12 protein-coding genes and 1 pseudogene are annotated in these 14,661 nt (G+C 43.4%); 6 read left to right on the top strand and 7 right to left on the bottom strand.

Translation table 11 applies throughout. The annotated features are described in order from the left end of the window. Window positions 1-69: 69 nt before the first annotated feature. From BJP34_RS43105 to BJP34_RS12655, 3 genes are all read left to right on the top strand, one after another. Window positions 70-207: a hypothetical protein gene (locus tag BJP34_RS43105; protein WP_158517168.1), complete on the top strand. Its 138-nt coding sequence runs from the start codon at window positions 70-72 to the stop codon at window positions 205-207. Beyond that, entirely contained in the window at window positions 204-908 is a 705-nt protein-coding gene (locus BJP34_RS36690) for a hypothetical protein (protein WP_083305133.1), read from the top strand. Before BJP34_RS43105 ends, BJP34_RS36690 begins: the two co-directional genes overlap by 4 nt. A gap of 66 nt (window positions 909-974) precedes the next feature. After that, window positions 975-4,988: an eIF2A-related protein gene (locus BJP34_RS12655; protein ID WP_083305132.1), complete on the top strand. Its 4,014-nt coding sequence runs from the start codon at window positions 975-977 to the stop codon at window positions 4,986-4,988. Between the two features lie 504 nt (window positions 4,989-5,492). On the opposite strand, the gene BJP34_RS12650 is transcribed toward BJP34_RS12655, so the two are convergent. The 4 genes and pseudogenes from BJP34_RS12650 to BJP34_RS48755 form a co-directional block, all read right to left on the bottom strand. Beyond that, entirely contained in the window at window positions 5,493-6,428 is a 936-nt protein-coding gene (locus BJP34_RS12650; RefSeq protein ID WP_202972092.1) for a class I SAM-dependent methyltransferase, read from the bottom strand. A 244-nt stretch (window positions 6,429-6,672) separates the two neighbouring features. Then, the gene (locus BJP34_RS12645) at window positions 6,673-7,902 is read right to left on the bottom strand and encodes a DUF1501 domain-containing protein (protein ID WP_070392651.1); all 1,230 of its coding nucleotides are present in this window, start codon (window positions 7,900-7,902) and stop codon (window positions 6,673-6,675) included. Then, window positions 7,871-8,050: a hypothetical protein gene (locus BJP34_RS45565; RefSeq protein WP_168166469.1), complete on the bottom strand. Its 180-nt coding sequence runs from the start codon at window positions 8,048-8,050 to the stop codon at window positions 7,871-7,873. The genes BJP34_RS12645 and BJP34_RS45565 overlap by 32 nt, the downstream gene beginning before the upstream one ends. 345 nt (window positions 8,051-8,395) lie before the next feature. After that, window positions 8,396-9,812, bottom strand: a pseudogene (locus tag BJP34_RS48755) (IS701 family transposase). Window positions 9,813-9,862: 50 nt separating this feature from the next. Between BJP34_RS48755 and BJP34_RS43100 the strand changes: the two are divergent. Beyond that, window positions 9,863-10,021: a hypothetical protein gene (locus tag BJP34_RS43100; RefSeq protein ID WP_158517167.1), complete on the top strand. Its 159-nt coding sequence runs from the start codon at window positions 9,863-9,865 to the stop codon at window positions 10,019-10,021. On the opposite strand, the gene BJP34_RS12625 is transcribed toward BJP34_RS43100, so the two are convergent. Then, complete coding sequence (locus tag BJP34_RS12625; protein WP_149030943.1) at window positions 9,992-11,503, bottom strand: DUF1800 domain-containing protein; 1,512 nt, start codon at window positions 11,501-11,503, stop codon at window positions 9,992-9,994. The genes BJP34_RS43100 and BJP34_RS12625 overlap by 30 nt on opposite strands. Window positions 11,504-11,754: 251 nt before the next feature. On the opposite strand from BJP34_RS12625, the gene BJP34_RS48750 reads away from it, so the two are divergent. Both BJP34_RS48750 and BJP34_RS12620 read left to right on the top strand, forming a co-directional pair. Further along, on the top strand, window positions 11,755-11,877 hold the full coding sequence (locus tag BJP34_RS48750) for a hypothetical protein (RefSeq protein WP_267876550.1): 123 nt from the start codon (window positions 11,755-11,757) through the stop codon (window positions 11,875-11,877). A 126-nt stretch (window positions 11,878-12,003) separates the two neighbouring features. Continuing rightward, window positions 12,004-12,267 (top strand): hypothetical protein, encoded by a 264-nt coding sequence (locus tag BJP34_RS12620; RefSeq protein WP_070392648.1) that lies wholly within the window; start codon window positions 12,004-12,006, stop codon window positions 12,265-12,267. Between the two features lie 410 nt (window positions 12,268-12,677). On the opposite strand, the gene BJP34_RS12615 is transcribed toward BJP34_RS12620, so the two are convergent. Together BJP34_RS12615 and iscB are read right to left on the bottom strand one after the other, a co-directional pair. Then, complete coding sequence (locus BJP34_RS12615; RefSeq protein ID WP_070392647.1) at window positions 12,678-13,100, bottom strand: ribonuclease HI family protein; 423 nt, start codon at window positions 13,098-13,100, stop codon at window positions 12,678-12,680. Window positions 13,101-13,367: 267 nt separating this feature from the next. Further along, complete coding sequence (iscB, locus tag BJP34_RS12610; protein WP_070392646.1) at window positions 13,368-14,630, bottom strand: RNA-guided endonuclease IscB; 1,263 nt, start codon at window positions 14,628-14,630, stop codon at window positions 13,368-13,370. Window positions 14,631-14,661 lie beyond the last annotated feature (31 nt).

Here is a 14,661-nt window from a genome sequence, read left to right as displayed (position 1 = left end):
TACGTGCAAGGCAAGAGGCAAGAGGCAAAAGGCAAAAGTTCACTAAAACAGCTTTTGCTGCTTGTATCAATGTCAAACACCTTAATGCGTAGTGCTATAACATCAAAAACTGTTTCGATCTCTTTACTACTGCTCCCTGCTCCCTGCTCCCTGCTCCCTGCTCCCTGCTCCCTGTTCCCTGTTCCCTGTTCCCTTTGCTATATATGAGTGCCTCCGATAAAACCAAAGAAGTTGCTGCCTACAACGAGCGTGCGTTGCAAAGATTGGCTTGGGCAATTGAAGCTTCTCAGGGGCAATTTTCACTGATTTTTGCACACTGTAACTATACCTATGTACAGCAGCAAATGACTGAGGGGCTCCGAGAAACCTGTCCTGTTCAAATCCGTGAGGTTGTGCTGAAAAAGTCTGATAGCAAACTTTATAGCAAGATTCGGCAGGATTTAGGAGATCAGCAGCCAGGGGCTGTGATGGTCTTTGGTTTAGAGGCTGTTGATGATATTGATAGCTTGCTGGCTGCCACTAACCAAGTGCGGGAAGAGTTTCGGAAAAATTTCCATTTCCCCCTAGTGCTGTGGATTAATGATGACGTTCAAACCAAATTGGTTCGGGTTGCTCCTGATTTGGAGAGTTGGGGCACAACTAGGGAGTTTCAAACCCCTCCTGATTCCTTATCCTATGAGTTAATCTATAGTCTCTCTCAAAAAGCTAAGGATATCTTGGCTACCTTTCCAGACTCTGATCCTGACAAATTTTTGTATGAGCTGAATCGGGGGATAGATGATCTATCAGAATTTGAGTCAGCTTGGCAAGATTTACACCATCATAACCAGGAAATTGAACCAGAGTTAGAAGCTAGTTTTTACTTCATTTTAGGTCGCAATTACTATGCTAAAAAACAATTAGAATAATCCTTACTTTACTTTAATAAAAGCTTAGAGCTATGGCAAAGCATAACCCGCTGGTATTGGCAAGGGATGGTTTTATTTAATATCGGGTTATGTCCTTATGGAAAAACTAAAGTACAAAATTTATTTGAGCAATGTGTTGATAGTTTAGCTCAGATATCTGATCAGGATTTAGCTAACCGATTTATTACTCAATTTGCCAGAGTTTTGCAACGCTTACAACGATGGGAAGACTTAGAAACCTTAGCCCAAAGGTCTATAAGACTCCATAGAACCCATGGTAATTCAATTGAGTTAGCGAAAGATTATGGTTTTTTGGCGGAGGTGGCTTTAGATAAATTAGCTTGGACTGAAGCTAAGGGATTAGCAGAGCAAGCACTCTCCATCCTGAAAACTAGTTTGTCGGCTGAATCAACAGCAACCTCATCCAAGCACAACGCAAAATTAGATGGAATGCCATATGTTGATAAAGCTTGGTATTTATTATTATTGGCAAGAGCAGAAAAAGGTCTTGGTAAGTATCAAGAGAGTATCAAGTATCTCGAAAGAGCTAAAGCAGAAACTCAAGCCCATTATGCTCCAGAGCTTTATATTAGGATTTTGGCAAGCTGGCGAGAATTATACCTTGAAAAAGGTGACTATCTAGCTGCTTTTAGAGTTAAACAAGAACGAATATCCATTGAGCAACAGTTTGGCTTGCGAGCTTTTATCGGTACAGGGAGATTACAGCCAAAACGAAGGAGAGCCAATTCTAAAGTTCCAGCCCTTGAGCAGCCTGAAATGGTTGCAGACGAAATCATTGCTTCTGGCAGACAACAAAATATCAATAATTTGGTGGAAAAAATTGGCAATACTAGTTGTAAATTAACTGTTATTCATGGATCATCTGGAGTTGGTAAAAGTTCCTTAATCTATGCAGGATTAGTTCCAATTCTCAAGCAACGAGCCATTGGTCAGCGAGATGTGCTGCCAATTGCCATACGAGTCTATACTGACTGGGTTAGGCAGTTGGGCGAGTTATTGGTTAATTCACTAAAAGCAAGAGGGCTTAGTCTTTCTGTTGAAGCAGATTCAGTAACTAGCATCTTGCAACAGTTGCAAGAAAATGGTGACCGAAACTTACTAACAGTTTTAATTTTTGATCAGTTTGAAGAATTATTTTTTGCTGTCCCAGATCTAGTCGAGCGTAATCTTTTATTGGAATTTTTAAAAACAGCAATTGACTCTATTCCTTATACTCAAGTTATTCTGTCATTAAGGGAAGACTATCTACACTATCTATTAAAATTTCAACGTTCACACAAAATAGATACTATCAATTACATATTAAGCCAAGATATTCTTTATTATTTAGAAAATTTTTCTAGAAAAGATAGTGTTAAATTTATAAAAAAAATCACAAATAAACCTCAGTTTTATTTAGAAACTGCTTTGATTAATAAACTTGTTAATGATTTAGCGTTAGAGCTGGGTGAAGTTCGTCCCATTGAGTTACAGATTGTGGGATTACAATTGCAAGAAGATAAAATTTATAAACTGGTTGAGTATGAAAAAATCGGTTCTAAACAGAAGCTATTGGAGCGATTTTTAGCTGGAGTTGTTAAAGACTGTGGTTATTGGAATGAAAGTGACGCCAGACTAGTTTTATACCTCCTAACAGATAAAAATAACACTCGACCACTCAAGTCTAGGGCAGAGTTAGGATCGGGTTTATTGGATCTAGGAGTAGGAGAGACAGAAAACCTAGATTTAATATTAGAGATCTTCATAAACTCAGGATTGGTTTTACTTTTGCCAGAATTTTCGACTGCGCACTATCAATTAGTACACGACTATCTTGTTCCTATTATTCGTCAATCGACAGGAGCTTTAATAATCACTGAATTGGAACAGGAGAGACTAGCAAGAAAAGAGGCGGAACGAAGTAAATTAAGACTAGAAGAGGCGTTTTTAAAAAGCCGATTTAGAGCATCAGTTGTCAAAAAAATGATTAGTCTGGTAGTATTAATACTATTGACCGGACTACTATTTGCGAGACAAGTTAAAATACTAAAGACTCTTGCTCTTGCTCAATCCTCAGAAGCCCTATTTAACAGACATAGGGAGTCACTTGATCCACTCATATTAGCTTTAAAGGCAGGAAGACAACTTAAGTCAGCAATCGCAGTAGGAACCAATACCCGCACTCAGACTTTAGCTGCATTACAGCAAGCCCTTTATGGAGTCAGAGAGCGCAATCGTTTGGAAGGTTATGACAGTTGGGTTAATAGCATCACTTTCAGTCCTGATGGTGAAATCCTTGCCACTAGCATTGCTGATAGTACGGTCAAACTTTGGAGGGGAGATGATGAAATACTAACCGTTCTCCCAGGGCATACAGATACAGTCAATAGCGTCAGTGTTAGTCCTGATGGTGAAATCCTTGCCACTGGCAGTGCTGATGGCACCGTCAAACTTTGGAGTATAGACGGTCAATTACGACACACCCTCCAGGGGCATGAAACTGAGGTTACAAGTATCAGTTTCAGCCGGGACGGTCAGGTGATTGTCAGTGGTAGTCGCGGCGGAATAGTAAGATTGTGGGACAAACAAGGCAACCGAATTGGGCAACCCTTTGCAATACAGAACGCTAGTATTACGAGTCTCAGTTTCAGTCCTGACGGTAAGGTGATTGCCAGTGGTAGTAGCAACGGAATAGTAAGATTGTGGGACAAACAAGGCAACCGAATTGGGCAAACCTTTAAGGGGCATAAAGCTGATGTTACAAGTATCAGTTTTAGCCCTGATGGTCAGACCCTTGCCACTGCTAGTCTGGATGGAGCTGTTAGACTTTGGAATCTTCAAGGAAAGGAAATTCTTACTTTCCAGAGTTCTGGTGCCACAATCAACAGCGTTAGCTTCAGTCTTGATGGTCAGACAATTGCCACTGGCAGTTTAGACGGAACTGTTGAAATATGGAGTCGGGACGGTCAGGAACTCCAAATCTTGCGGGGTCATAAGAGAGGGATTGCAATTATGAGCTTTAGTCCCGATGGCAAAATTTTAGCCACCGCCAGCAGAGACTTGACCGTCAGACTCTGGAGCGTTGAGGAGTATGATCTCAAAACCCGAACCCTATTTGGGCATAAGGCTGCGGTTGATAGCGTCAGCTTTAGTCCCGATGGTCGCACAATTGCCACTGCTAGCTTCGATGGAACTGTTAAGCTTTGGAGACGAGACGGTAGACTACTCATGACCTTGGTAGGACATCAAGGTGCAGTCACAAGTCTTAGTTTCAGCCCTAATGGGAAATCACTTGCCAGTGCTGGTTTGGATGGAAATGTTCGGCTCTGGGATTTGGTAACGGGTCAACTAATAGTAAGCTTGCGAAGTGGTAAGGAGTGGTTTAATAGTTTTAGTTTTAGCTCTGATGGACAAATTATTGCTGCTGCTAGTAAAGATGGAACCGTAAAACTCTGGCATTTAGAGACGGCAGAAGAAATGCGCACTCTCCAGGGGCATGAAGATGATGTTTACAGTGTCAAGTTCAGCCCTAATGGCAAAATCCTCGCTACTGCTAGTAAGGATGGAACTGTTAAACTCTGGAATTTAACAGGTCAACAACTTGAAACTCTCAAGGGGCATAGTGCTGCGGTGATTAGCCTCAGCTTTAGCTCTGACGGTCAGACCCTTGCTACCGCAAGTTTGGATGGAACTATTAAACTCTGGAATTTGCAAGGTCAAGAACTGGCAACTCTCAAGGGACATAGTGGTGCAGTCAATAGCCTCAGTTTTATCCCCTACGGTACCATACTTGCCAGTGGTAGTAGTGATGGGACAGTCAAACTCTGGTCTAAAGACGGTAAAGTACTCCAAACCCTCCAGAGTAGTGGTGCTGCCATCAACAGTGTTAGCTTCAGCCCTGATGGCAAGACTCTTGCTACTGCTAGTCAGGATAAAACTGTAATCTTGTGGAATATCGATCTAGCTCTAAGTAGTCTAGATGAGCTACTGGGACGTGGTTGTGATTGGGCTGGGGATTATCTAAGGTATAACCCGAATGTCAGTGAACGCGATCGCACTCTTTGTGAAGACATCAACTAAAAAGTGATTAATCCGTTGGTGGGCAGTGCTTACTAAGGCTATTGGCAACCACATGAATCTCTCCAAAGCACTGCCCACCCTACATCTAAAATGCGATCGCATAAACCTCTGAACCTCGTGAATGAGCCTCTGAACCTCGTGAACGAACCTCTGAGCCTCGTGGACGAACCTCTGAGCCTCGTGAACGAACCTCTGAACCTCGTGAACGAGCCTCTGAACCTCGTGAACGAACCTCTGAGCCTCGTGAACGAACCTCTGAGCCTCGTGAACGAACCTCTGAGCCTCGTGAACGAACCTCTGAGCCTCATGGTCGAGAAAAAGCGATTGACCTTGGCCTACGGCCTACCCCACACCCCACACCCCACACCCCACACCCCACACCCCAGGCAGTGCCTACTTTGGCGATTGGCAACCACATGAATCTGTCCAAAGCACTGCCCACCCTACATCAACTAATTAAAGTCGGGTGGGCAAAGTTCTATTATCTATTATCTAGATTACTGATTAGCGCTCGACCTTCACGATTGTCGGTGCCCACTGTTTCAATACAGGCACATTGAACCAGACCCAGAAAAGAAAGCTTCGAATAGCAAGTGGGTATCGAGGGTAACCTATATCGGTCACATCAAAGTCTCGTCCCATACTTTTCTCGATAAAGGATGGAATCTCTTTCCGGTTGATTCCCCAAGGCATTACCGGCGTCACATAATCCCGAGTCATTTTCAACCCGTCGGGTGATAGTGTCTTTTGGGCAAGCCAGTTCGGAATAACGTCGAATATAATCGTCAAAATTGGATGCCGCTCTGCAAGGGTTTTGAGAAGATCCCGAACTTCCGACTCCTGAAAATACATGAACAAACCCTGAGCTGTTATACACACAGGTCGGTCGGTCGGGATTTGGTCCATCCAAGCATAATCCAGGGCGGAACAAGTAATGTGCTTCCACCTGTCACCCGGCGATATAAAGTGCTCACGAGCGCGGATTGACCTTTGGTCACGCTTCGCGATCGACTCAGGTAAATCTATTGTGTACCAGGTCGTTTGAAGATCCGCCAAACGGAAACGCTGGGTCTCAAGCCCTTCCCCAAGGTTTACCACCACGCCACTTGGGTGCTTTTTCATAAACGCTCTAATTTCTGAGTCAAAAGCGATTGACCTTTGGTCACGCTTCGCGATCGAACGCAGTGCGTGCAATGGATCCGCCTTTCCAAAGGATCGTTCGTAATCGTATTCAATCGCCTCGTAAATTTCAACGGCCTTGGGATCCTGTATCACCCCGTCTGACCGCATTGCTTCGTTGGCTCGATTGTGCAAAGTCCAGAGCATTGTTTCAGGAATACCGGTTAGCTTTTCCAATTCTGAATAGATAGTGAATACCTTGTTAATTATCGCTTTTAAGAATTTGCTTGTTGAGTGCGATCGCGATTGGCCGTAGGTCACGCTAAAAGCGATTGACCTTTGGTCACGCTTTCGGCAAAGCCGACGCTGCGCGAACGCGATTGGCCGTAGGCCACGCTAAAAGCGATCGCACTCTTTGTAAAGACATCAACTAAAAAGTGATTAATCCGTTGGTGGGCAGTGCCTACTAAGGCTATTGGCAATCACATGAATCTGTCGAAAGCACTGCCCACCCTACATGAACTAAAAAGGGAACGCACTCCCCTCCCCCAACACTTCTCTTTCCCTACAAAAGCCCCAGATTCTGATTAGACCTAAAACCAGGAAAGATTTGGGCTAAATTGGAGTCTCCAATCTCCATATGTTCCCTTAGCACAGGCATCAGCACGTCACGAAAATCCGTAGTTACGGCTAAGTCCCGTTTTTCATACAACTGGGATTCCGCCAAACCGGGCCACTCTCCATAGACCTTACCACCGCGAATTCCTCCACCCAAGAGCCAGATCACATTCCCGTGTCCATGGTCAGTACCCTTGTTACCATTCTCTGCCAGGGTACGACCAAATTCTGACATGACCACAATCACAGTATTGGCATAAATCGGTTCTAACGCTTTGACCAGAGTAGCCAACCCAAGTCCGAGAGGCTTAAGTTTTCGAGCCAGCTGTCCTTGACTACCGCCCTGGTTAACATGGGTATCCCAGCCACCTAAGGCCAAAAATGCCAGTTGGGTCTTAGCATCCCCCACCATCAGCTTGGCTAATTTGCGGCTATCACCAACAAATTTAGAGGAAGGTGGTGCTCCCCGGTTAGCTGCCATCATTTCTTCCTTTAGCTCAGCCAGCAGTATCTTCCGTGCGTCACTTCCTTCCTGATAAGCCCGATTAATCGCATTATTACCACGATAGAGTTGATCAAAAGCAGCATCAATTTGGGGACGGTCTACAGGCAGCTTGTGATTATAATTTCTCCCCATCGGTAAATTAGCCACTGGCATCTGACCGGATAGAATCCGTGGGGTTGTTGTGCCCATATTCACGGCTTGAGTTGGTATTTCTTTGGGAATTGTCCCTAATAGTCGATTCATCCAGCCATCATCTGTACTCTTAATGCCTGGGGTGCCACTTTCCATGTAATCCTGAGCATCGAAATGGGAGCGAGTGGAGTCTGGTGAACCACTGGCGTGAACAAAGGCTAAACTTTTCTGTTTCCAAAGAGGCATCAGATCAGCTAGAGCTGGATGTAAGCCAAAGTAACCATCTAAATCCAAGACTCCCCCTTTTTCCCCGGTGCGAGGAATCGCAATTCTCGGTCGCGCTTGGTAGTAATCAGCCTCTTGGTATGGCACAACTACATTCAGTCCATCTATCCCACCCCGCAGGAAAATAACAATCAGTCGCTTACGGTGATTAGTAGTTGCTGTATTTGCTAATCCTCTGGCTACCCAACTGCCCATAGAGATAAGTCCCCCAGCAGTTAGAAGGCTAGCTTGTTGTAATAATTTCCGTCTTTTCATTTGTTGTGTTTATAGCATAGGGAACAGGGAGCAGGGAGTAGGGAACAGGGAATAGGGAACAGGGAACAGGGAGCAGGGAGCAGGGAGCAGGGAATAGAGAACAGGGAATAGGGAGCAGGTAATAGGATAAAAATACTGTGGTTATCATAGCTATGATAACCGCTATAAATTTATTTTATAACAATCGCCAATTTTGAATTAAAAATTGATTTAAAATTAAAATTTTTAAATGGCAATTTACAACTAAAAAATCATAATTTATCAGTCATAATTTATCAGTCATCCTTCAAAAAAGATAGCGTTTCTCAGACTTATGAGGTGTATAGCGTTTTTGTAGCTAGTAAGGTACAATTTTTAGGGAGTAGTGAGCAGTGAGCAGTGAGCAGTGAGCAGTGAACAGTGAACAGTGAACAGTAAAGTCAGAATAGGGAAGAGGTAAAAAATTTGGTGTACCTGATTAGACTAAAAACCGCTATATCTCTCTTCTGTCACTCTAGGCAGATGAATAATAAAAATTATCCCAAAAATAAACAAAGTCACGCAAACAATCAAACTCATTCATTAGATTTATAAGCCTAGGGAAACCCAAAGAAAGCTGAGGAATAGGAAAAACTTTAAGCCACCGGCTAATGATATTAAAACTAAGATAAGGTTTAATAATTAATCTAAGATTATTAAGAATATTTTTCCAGCCCTTTATTTCATTCCACCAATCATGTTGTTGAAACTTTTCTGATACAGGTGTAACCATTGGGTTAAAAGAGTCACTGTGTAGAGACACCATTAAATACGCCGACATAACTAATTGCCACCATTTTTCAATTTGAGGATAATTAGTGACACGAAAATCTGCCCAACCTAATTCACTTTTACTTTGTTTAAATCCATATTCCACCCAAGCTCTTATTTTCTAAATTTGGCCTACTTTTTTATAGCTTATTTTTGGGATTTTCGTCATGACAAACCAAGTTGAATCGGCTGGTATTGTCTCTTTATCCGTTGTTATCTCCCAATATTGTCTTAATCCTCTTTTTCCATAAATAACTTCTCTGTCTTGATGCAGTCGCTCATGGGGGGAACCCCCAAGACCGCGCTGCATCGCTAATGTATCTTTTTTGGATCTTACCATCAAGCGCCTTGATGCTCAAATTCTCGCCATTTATTGGCTCTGACTTTCTGCTCTTTTGGTAGCCACACTCCATGATTAGAGCGGATTGCTACTGCATACTCTATTTTTAATTCCTCAATTACCGACCTAAAATTACTACCACTTTCCCCATAAAGACTATCAGCTAATACTCTTTTTATATTAAAACCCATTTCTTTTAGCTCTTTGATTAGTTCTGCTCCAAGTACTGGCTTGCTTTTGTATTTATCTCCTTCTTTTAACCTTCCTTTTGGCTTAAAAATCTTAAACTTTAATGGGAAAGTCATACCCTCCCAATGTCCATAGGCATTTACTGAGACAATCCCATTCTCTACTTTTACGCTTATTGCCAATATATTGTCTCTTGACATAGTCCGTTTTTTCTCCTTTCTTCTTATCTCCTGTTTCGTCTATTATCACATCTATTTCCCTCCCTTCTAACACAGTTAAGATGATGCCTAATCTTCTTGACTCTAATTCTTTAGCTGACCAGGGGGACTTGCTTAAGAAGCGATGCAGCGCGGTCTTGGGGGTTTCCCCCATGAGCGACTGCATCAAGACAATGGTGTAATCCTTGTGCATTTTCTAACCCTACTACCTTAGCTATCTCTGGTAAACTTTTTCTTTTTATGTCACTAATCAGTCCCACATGAATGTATTTAAAGTACTCATAGGCTCTTACTTCTACAAATAAGTTTTTGTACAGTTCACAGTATGTATCTACAAATCTCACTGTGGAAGCAGCCTGTCTCGCCTCTACCATACTCGAATGACGGGTTTCATAGGTTTCCTCTTCATTTTACAACTCCGAGAGTGACAGAAGAGAGATATTGTTTCTTTTGCCTTTTGCCTTTTGCCTTTTGCCTTTTGCCTTTTGCCTTTTGCCTACTCCCTACTCCCTACTCCCTACTCCCTACTCCCTACTCCCTACTCCCTAATGTATTATCGATACATCATTTCTGGACTGCCTAAAATCAAGGCGGCCTGTAGCTTAGCTGGACTAGTGTCGATGACTTCTTTGGTTTGGTCAGAAAAGTGATTGGCTAGGGTTTTCCTGAGTTGGACAGCATCCACAGGTTTACGCTTTTGTTTAGGTTGACGCTGCTCGAAATTACCATTGGCTAATGCGGTGGCAAAGCTGACCCGGCGAATCATCCCATCTGGACTGAGCCAAGCCTTCTCAGTGTTTTTGTAACCATTGGGAGTTGGGCAGCCGTAGATGGGCATTCCTAGCTGACGGATAATACCAGATAGGGTTTTCCATTTGGGCTTTTTACTGCCTGTAGCTCGCACTGCTGAGATGATGTAGTGATAGGGGGATTTAAATTTACTGTTGTAATACTGAGTGTCCCAAAATTCAGGGCTTTGAAATAGGGTTTCTAGAACCTTACGAATATCCCCATCGGTCTTCAAAAAGCGTTGGGCTAGAGTGTCTACTAGCTTTGCTGGTGGCTGATCAGCTACAAAGTACTGGGCTAATTTGTAGCTAATGTAATGGGCGGTGGAGGGATGACGAGCCAGCAGATCTAGGGCTTGCTCTCCCTCTAGGCTGCCGCTACCTGGAATCGGTCTACCCAGGAAAACCTTATCACTGTAATCATGGCGCTTAGGGTGGAAATAAAATCCCCTACTGTCACCGTGCTTACCCTCACGGTCAGTAGTCCAGCCAGTCAAGATCCGCGCTAAAGTAATTACATCCTCTTGGGTGTAGCCACCATCTACTCCTAGGGTGTGGAGTTCCATTAGTTCCCGAGCATAGTTTTCATTCAGCCCTTTGTATCGACCACGAGCTCCTGGACTTCCTGGTGCAGTGTTTTGGTGGTTGTCTAAATAGAAGAGCATGGCGGGATGGTGAGCTGTAGCACCTAACAAATCCCGAAAACGACCAAGGGCATGGGGTCTAATCGCATCTTGTTCAAAGGAACTAACCCAGATCCGATTCAACCCCTTGCTATCAAAAACATTGAAGTGGTTGAACCAGAAGTCTACCATTACTTCCTGGAGCTGTTGAGGACTAGCGATCGCTCTGATTAAACGGGCTTCTAATCCCTGCTGCCTAGGTATTTGCGTCCGCTTTTGAGCCTGCTTCCGTTCTTGCTGACTCAGCTGCCGTTTCTTTTTACCTTGTGGTGGTCCATACCCTTTCCATAGCTCCACTGGATTCAGTTCCAGGGTATCCAAATTCTTGAGTTGTTTCCTTAGTTGTGGCGGTTCAGGAATAGATTCTGGGGAAAGCTGGGACTGAATATAAGCATCAACCCCCATGGATTTCACCCGTTCGATGTCCCCAGGGCGAGGGCCAAAACTAACGCGATTTAGGACATGCAATACTTTCGGGTCAGTGGATAAACTGGCAGCGTGCCAAGGCTTGGGTAGTGCCCAGAGGAGGATGACTGCCAAGATTAGCCCTAAGAGCCAGTAGACCGGCTTAAGGTTCAATTTTCCCAGATACATTGGTTTTAGGGAGTAGGGAGTAGGGAGTAGGGAGTAGGGGGAAGAGTTTTAGTAATAGTGGTTTTACCGCACGAGGAGGGGGGAGTAGAAAAAAATCCTGTGCACCTCACTCGTGATGATAATTGGGCTTGATTAGTTCCTCAACACTGAGGGATCTGGCCAGTGGATGATCAGCCACAATTGCCGTTGGCAGTGCCTTTGGTAGACTGGTCTAGATGCAACTGCTGACCTTCATCCTTTTTTTCATACTAATGCGATCGCAAATGCGATGGCATGGTGCAGCAGCAGCAAAGTCTGGCAATGATCATTCGCTACCCATCACTAGATGCTCAGCCGTTGCTCAGCCCGAAAATACCGGAAGTGGGGTAGTTTAGCTAACTCTGTTCTCCCTTCAAGCATTAGAATATTAAGAATTGTGTCTAAGTGTTTCTAGATACTTAGTCACGAACCCATGCAAGACATCAGCAATTCTATATATTCAAATCCAAAACAGAAACAAAATGGCAAAACATACTAAGGCTTTCATGTCCCGAAGCGTAAAAAAGAATGAGCCTACTGGGGTCAAGTATATGACCAAAAACCAGATGGAGTACTATATGGGTGCCAAGCTTATCGAAATTGGGGTTGAGCCGAAATCAGCTATTTATCGATGGTCAGTAGAAAGCAAAGAAAATGATAAGCACGAAGTTTGGACTTACGCAGCCTACTGGGGAGATTCCAAAGAGCAACTGTTGCAAGAGGAGCAGGCATCAAAAGAGAACTGATCTTCCATTTCCCTTTGATTTGTAAATGATTACCCTTAGGGAAAGGCAAGAGGCAAGAGGCAAGAGGCAAGAGTGTGGGGAGACCGAAAAAGTAGTTTTCAATAATTTGGTATAGTTAACACCATTTTTACCAATTCCTTTGGAAAGGCTAAGGGCTGTTATCGCACTTATTATTTACAATCTTTTTTGATTAAGGATACCCCCTAACCCCCCGCGCGGAAGGGGGGAATCTGATTCCCTTAAAACCCTCTTTACTTTTGCCTTTTGCCTATTGCCTATTGCCTTTTGCCTATTGCCTTTTGCCTATTGCCTTTTGCCTCTTGCCTAGTCCCTAGTCCCTACTCCCTATTCCCTATTCCCTATTCCCTATTCCCTTTCCTATTGATATTACTGCAAAGCCCACGCATTCTTTACTTCTGGGACTTTTCCAAATCAATACAGTCATTTGCTAACTGGTCAGCTTCAAGGTTTTGGGTTTTGTTAATCCAGATTAATTCGTAGAAATCCAGTTTATCAAGAAGGGTTTTGGCTCGGGTGTGAAAGGTAACTAAATTGTTGTTTTTAACCATATAATCCCCATGGAGCTGGTTAATTACTACTTCGCAATCCCCATAGATTTTGGCTTGTTTTGCGCCAAGCTTTAGAGTCTTCTGTAGTCCAAGGATTAGTCCCATATATTCAGTTTGGTTCTGAGTAGTAAATCCTAAGTATTGAGAGACTGGATAAACTTCACCTTGGTACTGAATTATAGCAGCACATGCGGATTGATTAGTGCGTTTTTTGCTGACACCATCGAAATGAATAATAGCAAGATTATTCGATTTATCTGTCATGATATTCTTGAGCTTGTAGGGAGTTTGGTTGTAAGCATTTAGCCGTCAGCGGTCAGCGGTCAGCGGTCAGCGGTCAGCGGTCAGTGGTCAGTGGTCAGCGGTCAGCGGTCAGTGGTCAGCCTTTAGCTGATAGCTGATAGCTGATAGCTGATAGCTGATAGCTGATCGCTTACCTTTGCCCACCCTACTTTAATTGGTATTATTTTGATTGAGTAAATGCTACCTCTGCAAATAATAGGACGACTTTTCCCAGGCAGTTCCTGGTATTTACGAGCAAAAACCGTAAATGTATCCATCTTTCTTATGAACCCTGATCAAGTTCTTGACGTGTAAGCTTATTGCTTTTTTCCCTGGGACTGTGTAATTGAAGGAATTACTTTTACTCCTGGGGTTGACTCTCCCGAACTCTCCAGTCATAATGTTTTTGGCTATATCTCCACTACACCAACCTTTGATTGGTTTTAATGGGTTGTGTCTGATAGGGTAGCCGTACTTATTGAGTGCTGCTTTTTGCCTACCTCCCTGTCCCTTGCAAGTAACTAACAGTGGCTGAGATGTTCTCAAGATCAAGGTCTCAATATCCCCGACACAGGCGGCATCGATCCAATGTTCTTTAGGAAAACCCAGCTTAGTCCGGTTGTACTTGGTTTGTGCTCCCGTTCCAGTAATTATGGGCTTGATATTTTGAAGCACTTTCACTAATTTGTTCCGAGTTGCATTTACTGCTGCCGCATCTCTCAATGGCTGCTTGGCCTTAGATTTGATTTTTTGCAGTAGGCTTGGCTTCTGTTTTAGGAATTCTTCGATAGGCTTATTCCCTTTGCGCTGATTACATTTTTCACAAGCCAAACAAAGATTACTTACCCGTTCGCTTCCCCCTTTGGACTTTGGGTGAATGTGTTCTATCTGCAACGGGACGGACTGCTTACCGCAATAGGTGCATTCTCTTCCCCATTTTTCAAGTAAGTACTCCCTGACTTCGTACCCAGCTAGCTCACCTTGTTGGTACTCAACGCCGTTGATTTCAGGGTTTTGCATTTTTTGAGTATCAAACTTAACTCTTTCAACCCAAATTTCATTGACCGGGCAAAACTTGATTAATCGCTTTACCCAGGTTTCAATAGTCAAAATCCTGTGTTCTAGGCTAGGTGGGAGCCAACCCTCTGAACGTTTGCGATTAAGAAACCGTGGCTTTCTGTAACGGGTGTGACGATTACGTCTTCGGTGCCTTACGGCTCTTCTAGACTCTAATTTTTTCTTGATCAATCCTCCCCTGTGTTCTAGTTCCATTCCCCAGATAACCTGATTATTTTGGACTAAGGCAAATCCAGTTACTTTACTGCCAGGGTCGATCTTTATTTGACATGGCGATATGGTTGGATTTAAGACAGAAGTTTTCAAGATGATTGTGAACGGGTACATCCTAAAAACAGCGGCTTTACCTTTGTCTAATAACCGGCGAGCTTTCTTTGGTGTGACAGGGTTTAATGGCTGCTTGTTTGTGTCAACAACAAATACGTAATTTTGCATCGTTAAATGCCTCAAAATTGGTAATGTTTTC

The sequence above is a fragment of the Moorena producens PAL-8-15-08-1 genome (assembly GCF_001767235.1).
GTDB classification, from domain to species: Bacteria; Cyanobacteriota; Cyanobacteriia; order Cyanobacteriales; family Coleofasciculaceae; genus Moorena; species Moorena producens_A.
The sequence above is the reverse complement of the archived record's forward strand: the minus strand, read 5'-3'. Positions and strand labels throughout refer to the sequence as shown.